The following is a 22,517-nucleotide window of genomic DNA, read 5'->3' as shown; positions in this document are numbered from 1 at the left end:
GCCCGTGATCCCCGCTTCGGGTTCGTCAAATGGCTGTCGAAAACCAATCGGTCAAGGGCGGACCCGAAAATGCGGCGCGATGCCCGTCGATACAACCTGAAGCATAGGTAAAAATTCCTTGCAATCTAAAATTTAAGTGATAAGTATATGCTACCAAAGATTGCGGACTCGGGTAGTCTTCGATAGGGGCGCAGGCCCGATAATCCGCACAGGGTCCGATCGGGGGGAAAATGAGTCCGAACCACGGAAAGCATCGAACCGAACGACTGGACTACATCCAGTCCATGCTCAAACAAATAAGGGCCATGGCCGAGGCAGAGCGCTGCGACATGCTGGCCTATCTCATCGAGATGGCGTTTCTGGAAGCGAGCGATGTCTTGCGTGCAGAAAGCCGGCTACGGGTCGGGAAAAACGAGCGAGACAGCGCCGCCTGAGTGGCGCTCAAGCCGCCCGGCCAGATCGAGTTCAAGCAGGATCATGAACACCTTGGCCGGATGCAGTCCCGTGTGCCAGATCAGTTCGTCGACACTGGTCGGCACCGGGCCGAGTGCCTCGATGACTTTGGCGCGATCGGTTGCCGCGGGCGGCGGAGCGTTGGAAAAGTCGGGCGGGTCGTCTATCTCGATCTCCGGCGGGGATTCGGTCAGCGTCAACGGCGCCAGCGCATCGAGAATATCCTCGGCGCTGGTCACCAGCACCGCGCCTTCCTTCAGAAGCTTGTTGGCGCCCTCGGCGCGAGGGTCGAGCGGCGAACCGGGCACCGAAAATACGATCCGGCCCATCTCGTTGGCCAGTCGCGCACTGATCAGCGAGCCGGAACGGCGAGCTGCTTCCACCACAACCAGGCCGAGCGCCAGTCCCGCCACGACGCGGTTTCGGCGAGGAAAATCCTGCGCACGCGGCTCCCAGCCGAACGGCATTTCGGTAACGACCGCGCCGGTCTCGGCGATACGCTCGCACAGGCCGATATTTTCAGGCGGATAGGGGCGGTCGAGGCCGCCGGCGAGCACACCGACCGTGCCGGTGTCGATGCTGCCCTCATGCGCTGCAGTGTCGATGCCGCGCGCCAGGCCCGAGATCACCGCATAGCCTTCCTTGCCGACCGCGGAGGCAAGCATGCGCGCCATCTTGAGTCCGGCCAGCGAGGCGTTGCGCGCGCCCACGATCGCCACTGCGGGAAGCGAGAAGATCGCACCGTTGCCTTTGGCGACCAGCAATGGAGGCGGATAATCCATGCGCCGCAATTGCGCCGGGTAATCGGGCTCACCGATGCCGACAAAGCGCGCGCCATGCCGCCGTGCCGTCTCCAACTCGGCCTCGGCGGCGGAGACCGGCGGAATGCGCGGTGCGGACGAGCCGGCATTGCGCATCAGTTCCGGCAATTGCTCGATAGCCACCTCGGCCGAGCCGAACCGGTTGATCAGGTCGCGAAAGGTGGCCGGGCCGACATTCGGCGTGCGGATCAGTCTCAACCAGGCGAGCCGCTGACGTTCTGAAAGCAGCAGCCGCGTCTGGGTCATCCCTTTGAGCCTATTCGCGTTTCGGTGCCGGCGAGCAGGCGTGAAATGTTGGCGTGGTGCTTTAGCCAGACAATCGCCGACATGACGGCGAAGAGGATCGCCAGATCGGTGCGCCCGGTCAAATGGAGGAAAACCGGCACGGCGAAGGTTGCGGTCAGCGACGCCACCGACGAGTAACGCAGCAGGAAGGCGACCGCCAGCCAGGCGACCGCGAAGATCAAGGCTGCCTGCCAGGCGAGACCGAGCAGCACGCCGAGATAGGTCGCCACGCCCTTGCCGCCCTTGAAGCCGAGCCACACGGGAAAGATGTGGCCGATGAAGGCGGCGAAGCCGGCGGCGAGGCCGAGTTCCGGCACGAAGTGCCCAGCGACAAGCGCCGCCGCCGTGCCCTTCAGCAAGTCGAGCAGCAGGGTCAGCGCCGCCAGGCCCTTGTTGCCCGTCCTCAGCACGTTGGTCGCGCCGATGTTGCCGGAGCCGATCTTGCGCACGTCGCCCAGCCCGGCGCTCTGGGTGATCAGCAGTCCAAAGGGGATAGACCCTAGCAGGTAACCGAATGCCGCCGCGATAATCAGACTGATCGTCATCAAGCCTCCCCCGGCCGCGGCTCTCGCCGCACCCCCGGAACTATGCCTCGAAAACCGTCTTTCCGGCAACCAGCGTGCGCAACACCCGGCCCTGCAATCGGGCGCCCTCGAAGCAGGTGTTCTTCGAGCGCGAGCGGATATCGCTTTCGCGCACCACCCAAGGCTCATCGAGATCGACGACAGTGAGGTCGGCCGGTGCGCCGGGCCTCAGCGTGCCGCCGGGCAGGCCGAAGAGTTTTGCCGGCGCGGTCGACAGCGCCTCGACCAGGCGGGCCAACGGCACGTCGCCGTTATGGTGGAGCCGAAGTGCGGCGCCCAGCAGCGTCTCCAGCCCGATCGCGCCATCGGCGGCGTCGGCGAAGGGCAGGCGTTTCGTGTCGACGTCCTGCGGATCGTGCGAGGACACGACGATGTCGATGGTTCCGTCGCGCAGCGCTTCGATCATTGCGGCGCGGTCGTCTTCGGCGCGCAACGGCGGCGACAGCTTGAAGAAGGTGCGGTATTCGCCGATGTCGTTGTCGTTCAGCGACAGGTGGTTGATCGACACGCCCGCCGTCACGTTTGCGCCATCGGCCTTGGCGCGGGCAACAGCCGTCGCCGACAGCGCGGTCGAGATCTTCGCCGCGTGGTAGCGGCCCCCGGTCAGCCGGGCGAGCGCCAGGTCGCGCTCCAGCGGGATCAGCTCGGCCTCACGCGGGATGCCGGGAAGGCCGAGCCAACTGGCGAACAGCCCCTCGTTCATCACGCCGCCGGCGGCGAGGTCGCGGTCCAGCGTCTCGTGGCAGACGACAGCGCCGAAGTCGCGTGCATAGGTCAGCGCCCGGCGCATCACCAGCGCGTTGGCGATCGAATGGCGGCCGTCGGTGAAGGCGACCGCGCCGGCCTCGCGCAGCAGACCGAACTCCGTCATCTCGCGGCCTTCCAGGCCCTTGGTGATGGCGGCGGCGGGAAACACGTTCACTTCCGCCGTGTCGCGCGCCGTCCTCAGCACGAACTCTACCAGCGCGACATTGTCGATCGCCGGATCGGTGTCGGGCATCATGACGATCGAGGTGACACCGCCCGCCGCCGCGGCACAGCTGGCCGAGGCGATCGTCTCGCGATGTTCCGCGCCTGGCTCGCCGATGAAGACTCGGCCGTCGACCAGACCCGGCAGGATCGTCTTGCCTGTGCAATCGATTACCGTGGCGCCGCTTGGAAAACCCTGGTTCAGCGCCGAGGCGCCCGCGGCCAGGATTTTCCTGCCTTCGACGATGACCGTGCCGGTTTCGTCGATGCCGTGCGACGGGTCGACGATGCGGGCGCGAGAAAAGACGGTGACGCTCATACGGCGCGCCCTTCCGGGTTACGACGCGGATCGAGCAGCGTCTCCATAACCGCCATGCGCACGGCGACGCCCATCTCCACTTGCTCCTGGATGACGCTCTGCGGGCCGTCGGCGATTTCCGAGGCGATCTCGACGCCGCGGTTCATCGGCCCCGGATGCATGACGAGCGCGTCCTTCTTCGCGACCTTCAGCTTTTCGGCGTCGAGGCCGAAATAGCGGAAATATTCGCGCGTCGACGGCACGAAGGCTCCGGCCATGCGCTCGCGCTGCAACCTCAGCATCATCACCACGTCGGCGTCGCGCAGCGCATCCTCCATCGTGGCGCAGACGTCGACCGACATCTGCTCGATGCCCGCGGGCAGCAGTGTCGAGGGCGCCGCGACGCGCACATAGGCGCCCATGGCGTTGAGCAGCAGGATGTTGGAGCGCGCCACCCGCGAATGCAGGATGTCGCCGCAGATCGCAACCGCCAGCCCGCGCAGTTTTCCCTTGGCGCGGCGGATGGTGAGCGCATCGAGCAGCGCCTGAGTGGGGTGCTCATGCGCGCCGTCGCCGGCATTGACCACCGAGCAGCCGACCTTTTGCGCCAGCAGTGCGGCGGCTCCGGCCGAGGCGTGGCGGATGATAAGAATGTCCGGCCGCATGGCGTTGAGCGTCATCGCCGTGTCGATTAGCGTTTCGCCCTTCTTCACAGACGAACTCGCGACGCTCATGTTCATCACGTCGGCGCCGAGCCTCTTTCCCGCCAACTCGAATGACGACTGCGTCCGCGTCGAAGCCTCGTAGAAGAGGTTGATCTGGGTGCGCCCGCGCAGCGTCGAGGTCTTCTTCTCCGACTGGCGCGAGATTGCGACAGCCGCATCGGCGCGGTCGAGCAGGTGGCCGATATCCGCCGCCGAAAGGTCACGGATGCCGAGCAGGTGGCGGTGGGGAAAAATCGGCAGGGATGCGGCGTCGGTCATCTCAAGCGGCTGCTATAGGCGCGCATGCGGCGTCCCGCAAGGCGAGGGTGGTTCTCGTCAACAGGCTCGCGCCTGTCAGATCATGCAATTGCCAAATTTCGGCTTCGGGAATAGCTTGGAGTCCAGGGTTTGCGTGCACGGATTGGGACCGAAGCCGCACATGCCAATCTTCATGGACAGGCACGATCTGACGGGCGTGACCGCCTCCGACATCGCGGAGGCGCACCGCAAGGACCTTGACGTCCAGGACCGCTACGGCGTGAAGTTCCTGACCTACTGGTTCGACCATCAGCGCGGAACGACCTTCTGCCTGGTGGACGCGCCGGACAAGAACACCGTCCAGTGCGTGCATCGCGAGGCGCATGGCTTCGTGGCCGGTGAAGTCGTCGAAGTGTCGCTCGCAGCGGTGGAAGCTTTTCTCGGGCGCATCCAGGATCCCGAACCGACTATCGGCGCCGAAACCCCGGAGATGGATGCCGGGCATCGGACAATCATGTTCACCGACATCGTCGACTCCACCGGGATGACCGAACGGCTCGGCGACCGCAGCGCCACCGAACTGGTGCGCGCGCATGATTCGATCGTGCACCGCTGCCTCACCAGGTCCGGCGGCCGCGAGGTGAAGCACACCGGCGATGGTATCATGGCCTCCTTCGCCTCGGCTGCGGAAGCGGTCCAGTGTGCAATGGCCGTCCAGCGGGAGTTCCGGGCCTTCAATAGCGGCAATCCTGAGCCGCTCCACGTGCGCATCGGTCTCGACTGCGGCGAGCCGGTCGCCGACGGCAACGACCTGTTCGGCTCGACCGTGCAACTCGCCGCCCGGTTGTGCTCCGCAGCATCCGGCGACCAGATTCTCGTTTCCGAGAACATCTGCCGCGAATGCGGCGATGCAGGCGCGTTCCTGCGCAGCCGGCGCCGGCGCCTCAAGGGTTTCTCGCAACCGGTGTCGTCCTTCGAATGCGTATGGGTTGCTTCGCAGACGTCCTGACGGCAGCCCCTCCCATCCATCCTCCATCGCGTCCTCCTCGAGCATGCGCTCGGGGCCAAGTTCGGGTCTTTTTCGTCGTGCGCCTCGCCTGCCATCGGCTATAAGCATTGGCAAGCGCTTCGGATTCGGGCGCAGGGGAAGGCAAGAGACCGAGCGTGACGCACGAGGTAACCAACCAGCCGCCGCCGCTCGCCGGCGGCAATGCATGGCGCGGCGATCCGCTGTTGGTGCAACTGGCGGAGGATTTTTCCGAACCGGTCCGCAAGGAACTCGACGCGCACGGAAAATTCGTGATGAGCCACGAGGCGCAAGAACTGGCGCGGCTCGCCAATTCCGAGACGCCGAAGCTGCGCACGCACGACCGGCAGGGCAGGCGGCTCGACGTGGTCGAATATCATCCCGCCTATCATGCGCTGATGCGCCGCGCCGTTGCCGGCGGGTTGCATTCTTCGGTCTGGGAGAACGGCGAGCAGGAAACCGGCCGGCGACACCAGGTGCGCGCGGCGCGCTTTTATCTGACCGCCGAACTGGAGGCCGGGCATCTCTGCCCGATCACCATGACCAGCGCCTCGCTTGCCGCGCTCATGGCAAGCCCGAAACTGTTCCGCGAGTGGGCGCCGCGTATCACCAGCCGCAAATACGACCAGACCCAGAAGCCGCCGGTGCAGAAGGCCGGACTGACTCTGGGCATGGGCATGACCGAGAAGCAGGGCGGCACCGACGTACGCGCTAACACGACGCGCGCCGAGCGGACGGGGGGCGGCTTCTACCGCATAACCGGCCACAAATGGTTCATGTCGGCGCCGATGTCGGATGCTTTTCTGGTGCTCGCTCAGGCCGGCGAAGGCCTGACCTGTTTCCTCGTGCCGCGCATCATGAGCGACGGGGGTGGCAACAATTTTCGTTTCCAGCGGCTGAAGGACAAGCTCGGCAATCGTTCCAACGCCTCGTCGGAAGTCGAATTCGACGGCGCCGTCGGCGAGCCGGTCGGCGACCTTGGCGCCGGCATCAGGACGATCATGGACATGGTCACGCTGACCCGGCTCGACTGCGCGGTGGCGTCCGCTGCGCTGATGCGGGCGGGCCTGGCGGAGGCCGTGCACCATGCCCGGCATCGGACGGCGTTCGGTTCGAACCTTATCGACAAGCCACTGATGCAGCGCGTGCTGGCCGACATGGCGCTTGACGTCGCAGGCGCAACCGCGCTGTCGTTCCGGCTGGCGCGTTCCTTCGACGAGGCAGCGCGCGACCGGGGCGAAGCGGCCTTCGCCCGGGTCATGACCCCGGTTGTCAAGTACTGGGTCTGCAAGGTGGCGCCTACGCTGCTTGCCGAGGCGATGGAATGCCTCGGCGGCAATGGTTACGTCGAGGAAGGACCGCTGTCGCGCTACTATCGCGAAGCCCCCGTCAATGCCATCTGGGAAGGCTCGGGCAACGTCATGGCGCTTGACGTGCTGCGCGTGCTGGGACGCGGCCCCGGGCTGTTCGAAGAGGTTCTCGGCGGCATTTCGCAGGATCTCGGCCCCGGAGGGGCAGGGACGGTCGGCGTACTGCGCGCCGCCATGCAAATGGCGTCTTCCGACAAAGGATCGGCGCGTGTGCTCACGGAACAGTTGGCTCTGTCGGCCGCTGCCGCCGAACTGCGGCGCATCGGCGCCGGCCGCATCGCCGACGCCTTCGTCGAGACGCGGCTTGCCGGCCAATGGCGCTCCACCTATGGCATGCTGGCGCCGCGTCACGATCCGTCTCTCATCCTCGACACGCTCTATCCAGGCAGCTAGGCAGGTTTTTGCCGGCTCCGCCACCGGATTTGGCAGTGGCCCTTTCAGACAACACGGATCGCTGCCACGCCCGGATTTTATCCCGCCTGGCCATTGTCAAAGAACGCTCCCTGCCACGGAGGGAGAAGTCGGGAAGACGGGCGGCCGCAGGGTCGCTCATCTAGGTATATGTGCGACCTTGCGGCCGCCCGTCCGGCGACTTTGGGCTCTGTCCCGTCCTGCTTCGCGACAGCTCCGGCTCCGGCTTTCGCCTCGGCTGGCCGTGCTTAAGCGCGTCGTCCAGCGCACACCGCACGTAGTTGCGGAGGGAGGACCTTCGGACAAAACCTCCCCGGGCGCGGGCTACGTCTTCCCGCACCGGAGGCGCCGGTTCCTCCCCGCCTTCACACCGTCATGATCGGCGTTCCCGCAGGAGGTGCTCCATATTGTTTTTCCCGAATTTATCTTTAACTGCCTGAAACCGTTCGCGGCGCGGAAGCCCTTGCATGGCAAGGCTTTACGGGTGAAAATGCCGGAAAACGGCCAAGCTGGTTAAAGCGCAATAAGGCGCAAGCAAGCCCATCAGTTTGGGCAAGGAATTGGGCAACAGAAAAATCGGGCATCGCAAAATGGCAATCATCAAGACCGACAAACAGGCGAAATCGGTCAGCATTCCCGGCCGGCATCGGGTCGACGGCATGACCAATCTGTATCTAAGGGTCGTCATAACCGCCGTCGGCTCGGTGAGCCGCACCTGGACACTCCTTTGGTCGGCGGACGGTAAGCCGCGCGAAAAGGGCCTCGGCTCGGCCGCGACCCTTTCCCTTGCCGGCGCGCGCGAGAAGGCGCGGACCTTGCTGCAACAGATCGGGCGCGGCCTCGATCCTATCGCCGAGGCTGAGCGGGCGCGCATGACGTTCAAGCGCACGGCCGAGCGGCTGATCGAGTCCATGGCGGCGAACTGGAACAGCGCCAAGACCAAGGCGAATTGGGAACTGTCCCTCTATCAGCAATGCCAGCCTTTCGGCGACAAGGCGGTGGGCGCGGTCTCGGTCGCCGATATTCTCGGCGTCCTCGGACCGATCTGGCACAGCAAGCCCGAGACGGCGCGCAAGCTGCGCCAGCGTATCGAGGCGCTCATGGACTTTGCCAAGGCGCGCGGCTGGCGTCCGGCCGACAGCGCCAATCCTGCGGGCTGGAAAGGCCACCTACAGCACTTGCTGGCGAAGCAGGCCCATGTGCCCGAACACCATTCATCGTTGCCCTACAGCCTCATGCCGGCCTTTGTGACGCGACTCCGCGCCGAGCAAGGCGTTGCGGCGCGCGGCGTTGAACTCATCGCGCTGACCCTCGTCCGCTACAGCCAAGCCCACTTTGCGCGCGTCTGTGAATTCGACCTCGACGCCGGCCTCTGGACGGTTCCGCCGAGCCGCAGCAAGCGGCGCAAGGGCACGCTGGACGCCAACAAGCCGCATCAGGTGCCGTTGACGGGAGCCGCCGTCGCATACGTGCGAGCGATCCTCGCCGAGACCGGCGCGACCGATCCGAACGCCCGGCTCTTGCCGCTCGGCACCGGCAATATGAGGCGGCGGCTAGCGGCGCTGACCGATGGCATGACCGCGCACGGCATGAGGTCGAGTTTCAAGGATTGGGCAAGCGACCAGACAACTTTCAGGGACGAGATTTCCGAGGAAATCCTTGGGCATGAGGTCGGCGATGATACCCGCCGGGCTTATCGGCGCGGCGCGCAAAGTCTCGATCAGCATGTAAAAATTTTGGACAGTTGGGCAGAGTTTCTCGCCTCGAAGCCTTCTCCGAAATTAAAAATCGTAGAGGCGCGGTGAGTGAAAGAATTTCTTTCATCTGGCGAGGTCATATGTGAGCGACAATGCTTAAGGAGTTTTTGCAAATCCAATTTTTTCGTTGACTTGATGCCAGAATTGCTACATCAATAGCGAACAAGATATCGCAACCCGAGGCAAAGCAAGGCAAGGACGTTCGCGAGGGAAAATCCCGGCGCGCCATGCCATTCGTGTGTCTTAGAGGTCTGCAATGTCGGATCCTTCCGCTACCGCTTCCGAAATCGATCCCTCGGCTCGCTTCGTTCCGCTAAAGGAAGCGCGGCGCTACCTCGGCGATCCGAGCGCCCCCGACGTTTTATGCAATGATCGCGAACGACCCGGAACTGGCGAAAATCTTCTTTCGCAGGGGCGCGTTGGTGCTCGCGCTCGAAGCCGATTTGCTCGCCTATATCAGGGCTCTGCCGGACCGCAGCCCAGCATTCGGGCCGCACGGGAAAAAGCGCCATGGGCCGAAGCGGCCAACGCCGCCCACCGAGGCCGCGTCAGCCGCATCGCCCGCCAAGCGTAAGCCTGGCCGGCCGCGCAAGCCTCGCCCGCTGCCCGAGGAATCGTTGGCAAGTCTCTGAAAAAACGAAAGCCCGCCGCGATTGCTCGGACGCGGCGGGCGAAACATCAGCGTTGCCGAAACCCGCTCCCGACAAAAAGTGAGTTTCATTCTCATTTTAGTGGCGGGTGCTCGGCGGCACAAGGGCGAGAACGCCTATGTCCGATGATATCACGCAATCTGCCATGTTCATCGAGGCCGCGAGGTTGGCGCGTGGCGATAACCGACAATACTGGTCAGTCGTTGGCAACCGCCATCCGCCTCGGAGACCCGACTTTTGGCCACGCAGATCATCCGTCGCGGTCGAAGGCACAATCGAACCGGTAGACGAACTTCGCTGTCACTGCCTGCATGCTGCAACGCTGGCGATCGCACGCAGGCAGCTCCCTTCGCCCAAGGTCCGACTTCCTCGGCAGGAAGCCCGTCGCCGCCTTCGATCAAATCACCCATCCGTAGTCCGCCACCGAACGCAGTTAGGGTTATTGCGAATGTAACTTTACATCGAGGTTAGTTGCCAAAAGCTATCGTCGATCTCGCATGGCCCACCCGTCCCTTACGAACCGGTCCTACCGAATGTCGGGTCGCGGTCTCGAACGGCTAGAGGTCGTCATCAGTGAATTGTTCGCGACGATGCGCGCTCACCCATGGTGCCCTCCGTCCCGCTCGGCTACGGCGCGGCTTCCGGGATGCTTGCGCTCTTTGAGCACATCGCTGATTCGGCCGGGGTTCACGTCGAAACGTGCCGCGATCCGGTGTTGAAACCAGCCTTGCCGGCGCAGTTTCCAGACTTGGACGGCATCATCGAAGGTAAGGGTATGCGAAATGTGATCGGAATGAGCCATCGCGGCTCTCCTTGCGACCAGATACGTGCCGAAGGCTTGACCGTTCGCTCTCAGGCGGACACAGTGTCCGAGCTTCATCTGAAAGCCACGCCCCGCGCCTCCGGCACCGGGATGTGATCTCCAAGGGGTCGCTGCCGGAGGGCAAACCGCAGCGGCCCTTTTCGACTACAATGTCGAGGTCCATTCTCTGGCGGCGCGCGCTTTCGTCAAGCGGCACAACAGGCCGCTGCACAGGCAAGTTTGTTCCTGTTTTGATCGCGGCGGCCTGAGTCATTGAATTATCACGCATCACTGGCTTGTGGATAACGCACAATTGTCTATGAATTCCGCTTTTCGCCTCATTCTGCAGTAAGCAAAGCTTTCAAAAACAACCTTTTAGACAAAACCGTTAGCTTACCGAATCAGCTTCGAGCTGCGTTCCTGCGCTCTCGAATCGGTCGAGACTTTGGCCGAGCGCCGCACGTCGCGGCTCGAGGCAGGGGGGATGGCTGGAAAAACGGCTTCCGGCAGGGACCGGCGGCCCCTAAAGAGTGAAAAAATCCGCGTAATTGGCCGATGGCCCCTAACGCTTGAGTATCTCCGGTTCCGGGGCTTTTTCGACCTCGCCGGACCGCTCGATCAACGCGGAAATCGGCAGCAATTCCTCGGGCCACCAGCGGGCGACCGCCATCCGGGCGGCCTTCTTGGCGCGGCGCTTCGCCCGCCAGCGAGCTTGCCGTTCGCGGTTCGATAGCGGCTTGTCGGACAGGCGGTGGGCGGGCATGCTATTGAGTAGCGCCCTTAATGTGCACCGAAGTCATAATCGCCTTGCGGTCCTATTCTATTCGTGATTTGCGTTTAGTGGACAATTTCACAATTATCAAATTGCCGACCAAGAGTAACGCACAACAACAACGAGGGGTTGGCGGCCGCGCGTTCTTGCGCCTTTGGCGAGCAGGGGGAGGATTGCCATGCCAGTCGATATCACGGCTTCGCAAGTCGTCACGCTGACGATAGACGTCGATACTGACGGCGTCGTCGATCCCGGCGATACAATGACGTTTACCACCACCATCAAGAACATCGGCGACACAGACGCCACCAATGCCGAGTTCGCGCAGGTTCTCGACGGCGTCACGCTGGTGCCGGGTTCGATCAACGTCTCGCCGGTCGCCTTCGACGATTCCTACGACGCGGCGGGCAACGTGCTGGTGACCATTCCCGCCGGCAGCGGCGTGATGGCCAACGACGTGGAGTTTTTTGCTGACTCCTTCAGCGTGACAGGCTCCCCCACGACCTCCACCAATGGCGGAAAGGTCTCGGTCAACGCCGATGGTTCCTTCACCTACACCTCGGCCACCGGCTTCACCGGCACCGACAGTTTCTCCTACACGGTGACCGATTCAAAAGGTCTTACCTCGACCGCTACCGTGGAACTCGATGTCGGCCCGTCGGTGTGGTTCATCGACGACAATGCCGCGCCGGGAGGCGACGGCAGCCAGGGCTCGCCGTTCAACTCGCTCGCCGCCTTCAACGCCGCCAATGCGGGCGGCGCCGGCAACCAGCCGCAGACCGGCGATTTCATCTTCCTGCGCGCCGGCACCTACACGGAGCCGGATGGCATCAATTTGAAGGACGGCCAGACGCTGGTCGGCCAGGGCCAGAATCTTGTGGTCAACGGCGTCACCATCGAGACCGGCTCGGCCGGGCAGACGCCGGTGATCGTGGTGACCGGCGGCGCGGCGACCGACAATGCGGTCGGGCTTGCCCAGAACAATTCGGTCAGCGGGCTGGACATCAACGTCCAGAACGCGGCCGCCGACGGTTTTGAGGACGGCAACGGCACGGTCGGCAATCTGACGATATCCGACGTGTCGATCAGCGGCGCCGGCCAGGCGATCGACATCGACCAGGGCGGGGCGCTGAACGTCACGCTGGACAGCGTCACGTCCACCGGGTCAAGCGAGGAGGGCATCCAGCTCGCCGGCACGTCGGGCTCGTTCACCGCGACCACCGTGTCGCTGAGCGGCAGCGCCGGCGACGCGGTTGACCTCAACGGCCATACCGGCACGTTTTCGAATAGCAGCGGCAGCATCTCGGCCAACAGCGCCGGCAGCATCGCCGTCGACATCGCCGGCGGCGCCAACAACATCAGCATTGGCGCCAGTATCTCCGACTCCAACACCAACGACGTGGTCGAGGTTACCGGTCGCACCGGCGGCACGGTAACCTTCGCCGGCAGCGTCACGGCCACCGGCGGTCAGGCAAACGGCATCGACGTCAGCGGCAACAGTGGCGGCAACGTCAACTTCAATGGCGCGGTCAACCTGACAACCGGCGTGGGTGCGGCCGTCAACCTGTCGTCCAACACTGGGGCGACGGTCAATTTCAACGCCACCGGCACCGGCCTCGACATCTCGACGACGTCCGGCGCCGGCTTTTCCGCGACCGGCGGCGGCACGGTCACCGTCACCGGCGCAAGCAATACGATCAATTCGACAAACGCCACCGCCCTCAACATCGCAAACACCACGATCGGCGGAAACCATGTCAAGTTCTCGAGCATCTCGGCCGGGAACAACGATGCCGGGGCCGATCCGGTCAACGGCATCGTGCTCAACAATACCGGCTCGAGCGGTGGACTGATCGTCACCGGCGATGGCGGCGGCGGCAACAACGGCTCCGGCGGCACGATCCAGAACACCACCGGGGCAGGCATCAGTCTGACCAGCACCGCGCAGGTCAACCTCGGCTACATGAACATCCAGAACAGTGGCGACGACGGGATAAGCGGCACATCCGTCACCGGTTTCACCATGAACCGCTCCAACGTGACCAACAACGGCAACGCCATCAACGAGGACGGCGTCGACTTCGGCGGTTCGGGCGTGCTCACGCCCAACGGGCTGTTCGGCACGGCCATGGTCACCAATTCGGTGTTCACCGGTAACTACTACAATCAGTTCACCGTCCGAAACAGCATCAACACTGTCGATCTGACGATGACAGGATCGACCATCACCGGCAGGGCTGCGGAAAACAACAACAACGATGGCCTGTTCCTCGAAGCATCGGGCACCGCCACCATCTCCGGAAATATCCAGAATTCTCTTTTTTCAGCGAACAAAGGCGACCATTTTCAAGCAGCCGGCGTCAATGACGGCAACCTTAATGTCGTCTTTGCGAACAATAATCTCACCGGCGGGCATTCGACCGCGCTCGGTCAGGGCATCACCATCAACGCGGCTACCGGCGTGGCGTTCGGGGGCTACACTGGGACCGTCAACTACGACATCGACAACAACACGATCAACGGCGCGATCTCGAACGCCATCTCGGTGGTCCTCGGAACATCCGGCGCGTCAGCCCTGTTCAACGGGTTCATCCGCAACAATGACATCGGAACCGCCGGTCAGGCGAACTCCGGTTCGGCGCAAGGCGCCGGCATCTACGTCGACACGAGAGGCAACGGGACACAAACCTCGGCAGTCCTGAACAATATCGTCACTCAGGCATTCGACCGCGGCATGCTGGTCGAGGCCGGTGATGGCGACAGCATCCTCAATCTGACGATACAGGGCAACAACCTGTCGGTCGGAACAGACCCGCTCGGGTCGCGGGAGGCGATTTCCTTCAACCTCGGAATCACGACCACCAATGTTTTCGGAAACATCGACAACCCGACCGTACGACTCGACATTGGCGGCGTTGGCGCCGAGCAGAACACCCTTGCCCACGGCGTGGGCGCGCCGGACGACATCCGGATACGGCAGCGGTTCGAGTCGCACGTCGAGCTCGAAGGCTTCAATAACGGCGGCGATCCCTTCAACACGGCCAATGTTATTTCGTATATTCAGGGCCGCAACATCGGCAGCGCCGGCGAACCGGTCAGCGCGACCTCCAACAACGCTGCCGGCTCCGCCATAGACGGCTACCACGCCGGCAGCGTGCCATTTCCGACGGCATTTCTCACTGCTTTCCCCTCGTCCAACAGCGATCCACTGCCCTCGGCCGATGATGAACCGGTTCTTCCGGACGATCCGCATACGCCAACCCCCGAAATCCCGAACGAACCGGTCGACGGCGATCACTCAGTCTCGGCTGCCGAGTTGGCCTTTATGGTCGAGGCCGCCACCGCCCGCTGGGCCGCCGCCGGCCTCGACGCCAGCCAGGTCGCGGCGCTGGAAGCGCTGACCTTCTCGGTCGAGGACATGTCCGGCCTCCAGCTGGCCGCGTTCCGGTCAGGCCACATCGCGCTCGATGCCGACGCGGCAGGTTATGGCTGGTTCGTCGACGCCACGCCGGGCGACGACGCCGAATTCGCCGTCACCGGCACGCGCGGCATGCTTGGCGCGACCGCCGATGGGGGTGCCGACGGCCATATGGACCTGCTCGGAACCATCATGCACGAGATGGGCCACGCGCTCGGTCTTGAAGATTCTTATGCGCTGACCGACCGCGGCGACATCATGTACGGCTATCTCTCGGCCGGCATAAGGCGTCTGGTCGAGGACGGCCGCGCCGACGACGCCGTGGCAGGCGCAGTCACCAGCGAGGAATTTATCGGCGCGCCGATCTCGATCGGCACGCTGCCGTCCGGCCAGCAGGTGGCCATCGAGTGGCGGGCCACCGTCGATCCGCAGACCGGCCAGTTCATCGTCGATCCGAGCAATATGGGCACGGTGTCGGGGACCAATTTCCCCACCGAGAATACCAATTCCGTGGTCATCGGCGTCGACGAACTGACGCTGTCCGGCACGCTGTTCAACGATATCAACGGCGACGGTGTAAAAGGCCCCCAGGTTGCCGGTGGTGGCAAGGGCGTTGTCGAACCTGGCGTATCGGGCATCACCATGCGGCTCTACGCCGACGACGGCGACGGCGTTCTCGACGCCGGCGACACGCTGCTCGGCACCGACGTCACCGACGTCTCAGGCGACTACGCCTTCGTCGGCCTGGCGCCGGGCGACTACATCGTCGCCTTCGACCAGGTCGGCGCGCTTCCGTCGATCTCGCCCGGCGGCGACGACCCGGACAACAATGTCAACCAGGACAGCAATGGCACGCTGGCATCCGGCGTCGTCAGTTCGACGGCGATCACGCTGTCCTACAATGGCGAGACCGTCTCGGACGGCGGCGCCATTCCGCAGAACGACATCAACGGCACGCTCGACTTCGGCATCTTCAACGCCGCGCCGGTGTTCAGCAATCTCTCCGGCGACGCGGCCATCTGGACGGAAGGCGACGGCCCGGTCATCCTCGATCAGGGCACCGTCGCGGCGGTCGCCGAGGACGGCGCGAATTTCGACGGCGGCACGCTCACTGTTTCGGTAACCGCCAACGAGGTCGCGGCCGAAGACCTGCTCGGCATCTCGACCGCCGGCACGGTCGGCCTGTCGTTAGGCGTCTCGGCCGGCAGCGTCGTGTCGGTCGGCGGCGTGGCCATCGGCCTGATCTCCACCGGCGGCGCGGCCGGCGACGATCTGCTCATCACCTTCGATGCCGACGCGACGGCGGCACGGGTGGCAGCCCTTGCCGCCGCGATCACCTACAACAATACGGGCGGCGACGCCCCCGCGGCTGCGACCCGCACGATCACCTTCACCGCAAAGGACAGCGGCGGCCTGACCGGCAGCGCCGATGTGACGGTCAATGTGATCGCCGTCGACGACACCGGCACGGCGCAGAACGACGCCGTGGCGACCGACGAGGCGACAAAGCTATCGGGCGCCGACGTGTTCGCCGACAATGGCAGCGGCGTGGATGCCGATCCGGACACGGCGCTGTCCGTGGCGCTGGTGAATGGTGCTGCCTTCACCAATGGCGTGGCGATCACGCTGGCGTCCGGCGCGCTGCTGACGATGAATTCCGACGGCAAGTTCGATTACGACCCGAACGGCAAGTTCAACGACCTGCCCGGACCGGCGTCCGGCGCCAGCAACCTGGCGCGCACCGATACATTCACCTACACGCTGGCCGGCGGCGGCACGGCCACCGTCACTGTCACGGTTTCCGGCCTCGACAGCGACGGCGATATTCTGCGCGGCACTGCAGGCATCGACAACATCTTTGCCGGCGGCATCGGCAGCGACCGCTATTTCGTCGATGATTCCACCGACACGGTGACCGAACTGACCGGCGAGGGCACGTCCGACCGCGTGCTGACCAGCGTCAGCTTCACGCTCGGCGCGGGCCAGGAGATCGAATTCCTGGAAACGTCGGATGCAAGCGGCACCACGGCGCTCAACCTTCGCGGCAACGCTTTGGGCCAGACGATCGAGGGCAATGACGGCGACAATGTGCTTCACGACGGCGGCACCGGGCCGCTTCCGGGCTACGACGGCGATCCCGATTTGCTGATCGGCCACGACGGCGACGATGTCTATGTCGTCTATCTGGCCGGGGCCACCGTCGTCGAGGCGGCTGGCGAGGGCATTGACCGGCTGAGCGCGGGCGGAAACTACGTGCTGACATCCGGGGCGAGCATAGAACGGCTCAACACCACGTCGCTGTTTGCCACTTATTCTGTCGATCTCACCGGCAACGAGCTTGTCCAGCTTGTGCGCGGCAACAACGGCGCCAACACGCTGGACGGCGGCGGCGGCAAGGACCTGCTGTTCGGCATGGGCGGGGCGGACAATTTCCGCTTCTCCACCGCACTCGGGCCCACCAACATCGTCCGCATCGCCGATTTCGTTGTCGCCGACGACACGATCCAGCTCGACGATGCGATCTTCACGGCGCTGGCGGGGCTGGGCGCGCTGGACGCGTCGGCCTTCAAGGATACGGCTTTCGGTCCGAAGGACGCCGACGACCGCATCATCTACAACTCCGACACCGGGGCGCTGGTCTACGACGCCGACGGCTCCGGCTCGGCTTTCGGCAACATCCGGTTCGCGACGATCACCGGATCGCCCGTACTGACGGCAGCGGATTTCGTCGTGGTCTAAAGCTGTCGAATTGAAAGCAAGTGTTCCCATAGGCCGAACGCTACCGCCCAAGAATTGGGACTAAGCGCCGCCCGGTTTGGCGCGGGAACGAAATGAGCGCGAAGGCCACGTGCGCCCAGCGGCTGGGAAAAAATTGGCCAAGTTTCCCACATGAAACATTGATCGCGATAGGCTGTGCCCGCCGTGAAATCTCACCGCCGGCCGGTCGCTACGCCCGGTGGTCGGACACCGGGAGGCGAACCATGGGCTACGAAGCTCTCCGACATGACGAATTCGAGCTTGGTATCGAGCCGATCCGGCGAAGTCTCGCCGAACTCAAGTCGAGTGTTATCGGCTTGCATCGCGCCCAACGGCGTGGGCGAGACCTGCTTTCAGGGCGTTCACGCTTCATCCGTGCTGCCGCCGCCGAACTCTGCAGGGGATCGGGCGAGAGCCGCGCCGACGCCTACAAGCGCCTTTTGTTGCGCGCGCAACCACCGCGCCAGCGACGACCAGCGATCCGTCGTGGGCCGGCGCTCTGGCCGCGCCCGACCTCACCGAATTCCTCAACCAATCGCGTCCTCGCGAGTCAGCTTGCGGCCTTGGCTGGCGTGTCGGTCGACCTGTCCGCCGACCCGACCCCTTCCGTGGCGTATCGCGCAACAGAGGAGCCGCACGGCGATTGGATCGGGGAGGGATTGCCGATTCCGGTCAACGCCCAGACGCTCGGCGCTGTCACGCTCTCGCGCCGCAAGCTCGGCACCATTTCCGTTTTCACCCACGAGTTGCGCCATTCCTCGACAGCAAATGTCGAGGCGGTCATCGGCTCGGCCCTCGAAATCGATCTTCGCCGCCTGCTCGACCGCGCGCTTGTCAGCGACCAGCCGGCGACCGCGACCAGACCGGCCGGCTTGCGCAGCGGCTTAGCTCCTCTAACACCGGCCGCCGCGGGGCCGGGTGCAATGCTCGCCGATCTGAAATCATTGGCTGCTTCTGTTTTACAGATGGGTGGCACAATGCCGGCTTTCCTCGTCTCGACCGTTGCGGCGATGAGTTTCGCCACGTCGCCGGGTACCTTTGCCTATGCCGTGCTCCCGTCATCCGAATTGGACGACGCAATGCTTATATGCGTCGACGCCCCTTCGTTCGTGTTCGCCATCGCCGCGCCGTCGCACCGTGTTGCGTTGGTGCTTACCCGCGATCACTTCATCCGTGATGGATGAAATTGAGGACCGTTTCGGTCCCCGAGACCCGACCTATTTCCTCGCCGGCATCGCGTACGCGCAGGACGGCCCGATGATCTGGCACAGCGGACCATCCGAACGAAAGCACATGATTATCCTGCTTTCGCTGGACGCCCGAAACGATATGGCGCGTGCGAACTTGTCCACCTGCTTTCGCTCGGACGGGGGCAACCAGCCCTTATCGTCGAGGAGGGCCTCGCCTCATTGTTCGCCGAGGAATATTCCCGGCGGAATTCGCTCGGTGTGCATGGCGAAACCGTTTCGCCCTATCGTCGTGCCGCTATGGAAGCCGAACGGCTGCTGGCCAGCGACGAGGGCATCGTGCGCCGCATCCGGCAAGACGAACCAGATCTGAGATCGTGGACGGCTGATCTTCTCGTGCGCCACGGTGTCGACGCAACGCTCGCCGCGACGCTCTGTCAGCCCTTCGTGCGCGAAGGTGGAAGCCGCGCCGCGTGAAGACGTTGAATGCGGCGGAATGAATCGAGGCTCGGCCGGAGGACATTGCCGATTTCTATTCTCCACAGCGATTTTCGACCGAGCCCAGTCAGTCGCGATATCTCCGTCTGTGTCATGCCTTGCTCGCGCAGAGCGGCGAGCATTGACGACAATTCCGTCGTATCATCCCTCATCGTTTGGCCTCGATATAACGGCGCGGTCGCGGGTCATGGTGGTGGGTTCCGCCTCGGCGCGGATGTGCGCGAGGATCACGTCTAGCCCGCGCCGGCTCAACCCGAACCTTTCCCGGATTTCCGGCAGGCCGACGCCTTGCCTCAAGAGCCGGGCGATGCACTGATCGCGCACGGCGAGGTCGGCATGCGAAACAGACGAAGGCATGCCGGATATTCGCGCGGGATGCCTTGCCGGGCAAGGGTTAACCGGCGTTCTGGTTTGGGCAGTAAATTGGGCAACGCCGGAATATCGATTTTTACATCGATAATTTCTGCTTGTTAGCATGGGAGGGCGCGCACGCAGGAGAAACTGGCAGCAAGTATGCGCGTGGTTTTGGGGAGGGGGACGGCGGGCACGATTTTTTTGGCGAAGGCGGTTTCGTCAGACATTCGCCTGCGAGCGATTTCAAGGGGTTGGCGAAGGGCAAGGCGGCGCCGACTGAATAATTTTTCAGATGCGGCTAATTTCTATCCCCGTTTTCGAGCGGTCAAGGCGAGCAACTGTTGGCATTACGCCGACAGTCGCCCCGTCCGACGAAGGACGTCGAATTGCGCGGTCGGCATCCGTCGGCCAAGCCGGCCCAAAACGGCTTCGGCCCATCCCACGGGCAACCTTCCGTTCGCCGTTAACCTTAACAAATGGTTTACGTTGCGCCGATCGGACAACCGCTCCACTGTGGTTACCCGAATGAGGGCAGTATGCCGAGGATTCTGACGCTTTTTCTGGTGTTGCACTGGGCAGTGCTGTTTTCACTGCTGGCAGGCCTCGCGGTGTTCGGCGGCAAGGGCAGCCCGGATAGCCTGACCTTCTTCGGCATCGACATGTCCGGCGCCGAGATCGTCGTCGTGTCCGTGCCTCTGATGAAGGCGGCACTGTCCTTTGGTTTCGCCATCTGCTCGGTTCTGTTCTGGTGGGCCTTCGTCACCTTCTTTGTCTCGTCCGAAAACCGTGGCGCCGCCGACGAGGTGTTGCGCATGGCTTTCGCCGCCGCTTCCGGCCTGATGACGATGATGTTGCTGGTCGGCATGGTGAAGGCGACGCCGGGGCTGTTGCCGGCCATGGCCGCGCATTTCGCCGCGCTGATCGCCTCCTATGTCGCGATCCGCAGCGAACAGCGACTGGAGCCGGAGAAGGCGCAAGTGCTGACACAGGAACAGACGCGCCTGGCCGCACGCGTGCGGGCGATCGACGCCTCCAAGACGGTCAGGCTGTCGCGTTTCGTCCCGGCTCATGACGGCAGCAGGAGCTTCGATCGCTAATGCGCTACATCCTGACGCTGTGGGCGCTTCCGCTCATCATCTTCTGGGGCTGGTTCGGGCTATCCTACTACGATTTGAACTTTGGCTTCCTGTTCCTGTCCCGCAAGGTTCACGATCTTTATTTCCAGATCTGCGGCCAGATCATGGGCGTCGATCCGGCGACCGTGCCGTGGTTCATCGCCAAGGCGCTCCTGTTCGACACGATGATCCTGCTGGCGATCTGGGCTTTCCGGCGCCGCCGCGAACTCGCCGCATGGCTGCGCCGCCAGCGCGAGCGCTATTCCGGCCAGTCCGCCGCTCCGGACGCGCCGAGCATCTGAAGCCGGTCCAGCACGCCCTGCAGGATAAAGGCCGCCGCCGCCGAATCGATCTTGCCCTTCCGCTTGGCCCGCGAAAAATCCATCTCGATCAGCGTGCGCTCCGCCGCGACCGTGGACAGCCGCTCGTCCCAATAAGCGAAGGGCAGGGGGGTCAGCCGCTCCATGTTGCGGACGAAGGCGCGGGTTGCCTGGACGCGATGGCCTTCGCTGCCATCCATGTTGACCGGCAGGCCGACGACCACAGCGCCTGTCTGCTCGGCCTTGAGCAGTTTCAGCAGTATTTCGGCGTCCAGTGTGAACTTCTTTCGCACGATCACCGGGCGCGGATGCGCGAAGGACAGGCCGCGGTCGGACACGGCGACACCAATGGTCTTTTCGCCGAGGTCGAGCCCGGCCAGCGTCATGTTGCCGTGGAGCAGTTCGGGTAGGGCTTCGATGGCGACGACCGGCACTGGCATTCCTTTCAGCTTGCCAGCGTTCTATCCTCTCAGGGATTGAAAATCGAGGAGACCATGATGAAACTGACCTGGTACGGCCATTCGGCCTTCCGCATCGAGGCGGGCGACGCCAAGATTCTGATCGACCCGTTTCTCACCGGCAATCCGTCCTGGTCGCGAGGCTGGGAGGGGCCGGCCGAGGGCGTGACGCATGTGCTGCTGACCCACGGTCACAACGACCATGTCGGCGACGCGACGGCGATCCTCAAGAAGACTGGCGCTCAACTGGTCGCCAATTTCGAGATCTGCATGTATCTCGTCGGCCAGGGCGTTTCCGGCGACAGGATCAACCCCGGCAACACCGGCGGGACGGTCGACTGCGGCGGCTTCACCACGACGTTCGTGCAGGCGCTGCACTCCTCGTCCTTCAACAATGGCGACGGCTCGAACACCTATCTCGGCAATCCGCTGGGTCTCGTTCTGCATTTTTCCGACGGTCGCTCGCTCTACCACATGGGCGACACCGACATTTTTGGCGACATGGCCCTGATCGAGGAACTGCATCAGCCCGAGATCGGCATCGTGCCGATCGGCGACCGTTTCACCATGGGCGGCGCGGTGGCCGCGCTTGCCTGCAAGCGCTTCTTCAATTTCAAGAAAGTCGTTCCCTGCCACTTCGCGACATTCGGCATCATAGACCAGAACGCCGACAAGTTCGTCGCAGGCATGGACGATGCATCGAGCGAAGTGGTGCTGCCGCAGGTCGGCGAAACGATAGAGGTGTAAGCGCACGGTTCGAGGAAAGGGCACATATTTGAGCGCCTGAGTCTCCAGATTGGTCAGCGCAAATCTGGTCTCCGGAGATCGCTTCGCGCTCTGCGCAAGCTTCCTTCTCGCCGTCCCTGACGCCTTGGGAAGACTCTGCCGTCAGCGGCGAGGGTTGGATAGCTCACCGAGCAGTTTTGCCATCTCCTCGTCCAGCGATGGGGCAGATTGTGGTTTGCCGCCCCGCGTCTCGCTGCTGTCGAGCGACACTTCCAGTTCCTTGAGCAGCGCGTCGTCCAGATCGTCGTCGGCAGCAGCCGCCGAATCGACACGCGGCGCCGGTGGCGTCGGGGGCGGTGCTGGCCTTGACGCACTCGGCTGGGTAGGCGCCGATGGAGCCGTGCGGATCGGTTCGGGTTTCACCGTGGGGCGGACGGGCAGCAGTTCAGGCGGGCGCGGCGCGGGCGCGGCCGGCGGGCGGCTGAGGGGCGGCAGGACGGGCGCGACCGACGCCGAGGAAGGG

19 protein-coding genes and 1 pseudogene are annotated in these 22,517 nt (G+C 63.9%); 11 read left to right on the top strand and 9 right to left on the bottom strand.

What is annotated here, in order from left to right; genetic code table 11:
* Window positions 1-230 precede the first annotated feature (230 nt).
* Entirely contained in the window at window positions 231-434 is a 204-nt protein-coding gene (locus RB623_RS29200) for a hypothetical protein (protein WP_308060647.1), read from the top strand.
* On the opposite strand, the gene dprA is transcribed toward RB623_RS29200, so the two are convergent.
* From dprA to RB623_RS29180, 4 genes are read right to left on the bottom strand one after another with little or no spacing between them, the layout of a single operon-like run.
* Window positions 396-1,520 carry a DNA-processing protein DprA gene (dprA, locus tag RB623_RS29195; protein ID WP_308060646.1) on the bottom strand — a complete coding sequence of 375 codons (1,125 nt, stop codon included), beginning with the start codon at window positions 1,518-1,520 and terminating at the stop codon, window positions 396-398. The genes RB623_RS29200 and dprA overlap by 39 nt on opposite strands.
* Window positions 1,517-2,104 (bottom strand): glycerol-3-phosphate 1-O-acyltransferase PlsY, encoded by a 588-nt coding sequence (plsY, locus tag RB623_RS29190; RefSeq protein ID WP_308060645.1) that lies wholly within the window; start codon window positions 2,102-2,104, stop codon window positions 1,517-1,519. Before plsY ends, dprA begins: the two co-directional genes overlap by 4 nt.
* Window positions 2,105-2,144: 40 nt before the next feature.
* Complete coding sequence (locus RB623_RS29185) at window positions 2,145-3,431, bottom strand: dihydroorotase (protein WP_308060644.1); 1,287 nt, start codon at window positions 3,429-3,431, stop codon at window positions 2,145-2,147.
* A complete protein-coding gene (locus RB623_RS29180; RefSeq protein ID WP_308060643.1) occupies window positions 3,428-4,393 on the bottom strand; it encodes an aspartate carbamoyltransferase catalytic subunit in 966 nt (321 codons plus the stop codon). The genes RB623_RS29185 and RB623_RS29180 overlap by 4 nt, the downstream gene beginning before the upstream one ends.
* Window positions 4,394-4,553: 160 nt before the next feature.
* On the opposite strand from RB623_RS29180, the gene RB623_RS29175 reads away from it, so the two are divergent.
* The 4 genes from RB623_RS29175 to RB623_RS29160 all read left to right on the top strand — a co-directional run bounded on the left by RB623_RS29175 (window position 4,554) and on the right by RB623_RS29160 (window position 9,569).
* The gene (locus RB623_RS29175) at window positions 4,554-5,381 is read left to right on the top strand and encodes a nickel-binding protein (RefSeq protein WP_308060642.1); all 828 of its coding nucleotides are present in this window, start codon (window positions 4,554-4,556) and stop codon (window positions 5,379-5,381) included.
* A gap of 155 nt (window positions 5,382-5,536) precedes the next feature.
* Complete coding sequence (locus RB623_RS29170) at window positions 5,537-7,162, top strand: acyl-CoA dehydrogenase family protein (RefSeq protein ID WP_308060641.1); 1,626 nt, start codon at window positions 5,537-5,539, stop codon at window positions 7,160-7,162.
* A 608-nt stretch (window positions 7,163-7,770) separates the two neighbouring features.
* Complete coding sequence (locus RB623_RS29165) at window positions 7,771-8,985, top strand: integrase arm-type DNA-binding domain-containing protein (RefSeq protein WP_308060640.1); 1,215 nt, start codon at window positions 7,771-7,773, stop codon at window positions 8,983-8,985.
* 320 nt (window positions 8,986-9,305) lie between these two features.
* Entirely contained in the window at window positions 9,306-9,569 is a 264-nt protein-coding gene (locus RB623_RS29160; RefSeq protein WP_308060639.1) for a hypothetical protein, read from the top strand.
* 616 nt (window positions 9,570-10,185) lie between these two features.
* On the opposite strand, the gene RB623_RS29155 is transcribed toward RB623_RS29160, so the two are convergent.
* Both RB623_RS29155 and RB623_RS29150 read right to left on the bottom strand, forming a co-directional pair.
* Window positions 10,186-10,389, bottom strand: coding sequence for a hypothetical protein (locus RB623_RS29155; protein ID WP_308060638.1), 204 nt, complete (start codon window positions 10,387-10,389; stop codon window positions 10,186-10,188).
* A gap of 562 nt (window positions 10,390-10,951) precedes the next feature.
* Window positions 10,952-11,152 (bottom strand): hypothetical protein, encoded by a 201-nt coding sequence (locus RB623_RS29150; RefSeq protein ID WP_308060637.1) that lies wholly within the window; start codon window positions 11,150-11,152, stop codon window positions 10,952-10,954.
* A gap of 187 nt (window positions 11,153-11,339) precedes the next feature.
* Here RB623_RS29150 and RB623_RS29145 point away from each other — a divergent pair, with 187 nt between their 5' ends.
* From RB623_RS29145 to RB623_RS29135, 3 genes are all read left to right on the top strand, one after another.
* Window positions 11,340-17,318 carry an Ig-like domain-containing protein gene (locus tag RB623_RS29145; RefSeq protein WP_308060636.1) on the top strand — a complete coding sequence of 1,993 codons (5,979 nt, stop codon included), beginning with the start codon at window positions 11,340-11,342 and terminating at the stop codon, window positions 17,316-17,318.
* A gap of 242 nt (window positions 17,319-17,560) precedes the next feature.
* Window positions 17,561-18,520 (top strand): phage major capsid protein, encoded by a 960-nt coding sequence (locus RB623_RS29140; RefSeq protein ID WP_308060635.1) that lies wholly within the window; start codon window positions 17,561-17,563, stop codon window positions 18,518-18,520.
* A gap of 225 nt (window positions 18,521-18,745) precedes the next feature.
* The gene (locus tag RB623_RS29135) at window positions 18,746-19,000 is read left to right on the top strand and encodes a hypothetical protein (protein ID WP_308060634.1); all 255 of its coding nucleotides are present in this window, start codon (window positions 18,746-18,748) and stop codon (window positions 18,998-19,000) included.
* A 162-nt stretch (window positions 19,001-19,162) separates the two neighbouring features.
* Here the strand turns inward: RB623_RS29135 and RB623_RS29130 are convergent, their stop codons facing one another.
* Window positions 19,163-19,378 (bottom strand): hypothetical protein, encoded by a 216-nt coding sequence (locus tag RB623_RS29130; protein ID WP_308060633.1) that lies wholly within the window; start codon window positions 19,376-19,378, stop codon window positions 19,163-19,165.
* Window positions 19,379-19,911: 533 nt separating this feature from the next.
* Between RB623_RS29130 and RB623_RS29125 the strand changes: the two genes are divergently transcribed.
* Complete coding sequence (locus RB623_RS29125) at window positions 19,912-20,472, top strand: hypothetical protein (RefSeq protein WP_308060632.1); 561 nt, start codon at window positions 19,912-19,914, stop codon at window positions 20,470-20,472.
* Entirely contained in the window at window positions 20,472-20,792 is a 321-nt protein-coding gene (locus RB623_RS29120; protein ID WP_308060631.1) for a DUF6105 family protein, read from the top strand. The genes RB623_RS29125 and RB623_RS29120 overlap by 1 nt, the downstream gene beginning before the upstream one ends.
* Here RB623_RS29120 and ruvX read toward each other — a convergent pair.
* Window positions 20,750-21,244, bottom strand: a complete 495-nt coding sequence (ruvX, locus tag RB623_RS29115; RefSeq protein ID WP_308060630.1) for a Holliday junction resolvase RuvX — start codon at window positions 21,242-21,244, stop codon at window positions 20,750-20,752. The two genes, RB623_RS29120 and ruvX, sit on opposite strands and share 43 nt — an antisense overlap.
* Before the next feature lie 63 nt (window positions 21,245-21,307).
* Between ruvX and RB623_RS29110 the strand changes: the two genes are divergently transcribed.
* Window positions 21,308-22,015: a metal-dependent hydrolase gene (locus RB623_RS29110; protein ID WP_308060695.1), complete on the top strand. Its 708-nt coding sequence runs from the start codon at window positions 21,308-21,310 to the stop codon at window positions 22,013-22,015.
* A gap of 141 nt (window positions 22,016-22,156) precedes the next feature.
* Here RB623_RS29110 and RB623_RS29105 read toward each other — a convergent pair.
* Window positions 22,157-22,517 (bottom strand): annotated as a pseudogene (locus tag RB623_RS29105) (hypothetical protein); the annotation flags it as partial.

Source organism: Mesorhizobium sp. LHD-90 (assembly GCF_030929505.1).
Classification (GTDB): Bacteria; Pseudomonadota; Alphaproteobacteria; order Rhizobiales; family Rhizobiaceae; genus Kumtagia.
This window is presented reverse-complemented; position numbering and strand designations above follow the sequence as displayed.

What these genes read in the sequence shown, in the direction of transcription:
- RB623_RS29165 (WP_308060640.1), top strand. Translation starts at nt 7,771, where the DNA reads ATGGCAATCATCAAGACCGACAAACAGGCGAAATCGGTCAGCATTCCC.
- RB623_RS29160 (WP_308060639.1), top strand. Translation starts at nt 9,306, where the DNA reads ATGATCGCGAACGACCCGGAACTGGCGAAAATCTTCTTTCGCAGGGGC.
- RB623_RS29125 (WP_308060632.1), top strand. Translation starts at nt 19,912, where the DNA reads ATGCCGAGGATTCTGACGCTTTTTCTGGTGTTGCACTGGGCAGTGCTG.
- RB623_RS29110 (WP_308060695.1), top strand. Translation starts at nt 21,308, where the DNA reads ATGAAACTGACCTGGTACGGCCATTCGGCCTTCCGCATCGAGGCGGGC.
- dprA (WP_308060646.1), bottom strand. Translation starts at nt 1,520, where the DNA reads ATGACCCAGACGCGGCTGCTGCTTTCAGAACGTCAGCGGCTCGCCTGG.
- RB623_RS29180 (WP_308060643.1), bottom strand. Translation starts at nt 4,393, where the DNA reads ATGACCGACGCCGCATCCCTGCCGATTTTTCCCCACCGCCACCTGCTC.
- RB623_RS29155 (WP_308060638.1), bottom strand. Translation starts at nt 10,389, where the DNA reads ATGGCTCATTCCGATCACATTTCGCATACCCTTACCTTCGATGATGCC.
- RB623_RS29140 (WP_308060635.1), top strand. Translation starts at nt 17,561, where the DNA reads ATGGGCTACGAAGCTCTCCGACATGACGAATTCGAGCTTGGTATCGAG.
- RB623_RS29175 (WP_308060642.1), top strand. Translation starts at nt 4,554, where the DNA reads ATGCCAATCTTCATGGACAGGCACGATCTGACGGGCGTGACCGCCTCC.
- RB623_RS29200 (WP_308060647.1), top strand. Translation starts at nt 231, where the DNA reads ATGAGTCCGAACCACGGAAAGCATCGAACCGAACGACTGGACTACATC.
- plsY (WP_308060645.1), bottom strand. Translation starts at nt 2,104, where the DNA reads ATGACGATCAGTCTGATTATCGCGGCGGCATTCGGTTACCTGCTAGGG.
- RB623_RS29185 (WP_308060644.1), bottom strand. Translation starts at nt 3,431, where the DNA reads ATGAGCGTCACCGTCTTTTCTCGCGCCCGCATCGTCGACCCGTCGCAC.
- RB623_RS29130 (WP_308060633.1), bottom strand. Translation starts at nt 19,378, where the DNA reads ATGCCTTCGTCTGTTTCGCATGCCGACCTCGCCGTGCGCGATCAGTGC.
- RB623_RS29120 (WP_308060631.1), top strand. Translation starts at nt 20,472, where the DNA reads ATGCGCTACATCCTGACGCTGTGGGCGCTTCCGCTCATCATCTTCTGG.
- RB623_RS29150 (WP_308060637.1), bottom strand. Translation starts at nt 11,152, where the DNA reads ATGCCCGCCCACCGCCTGTCCGACAAGCCGCTATCGAACCGCGAACGG.
- RB623_RS29145 (WP_308060636.1), top strand. Translation starts at nt 11,340, where the DNA reads ATGCCAGTCGATATCACGGCTTCGCAAGTCGTCACGCTGACGATAGAC.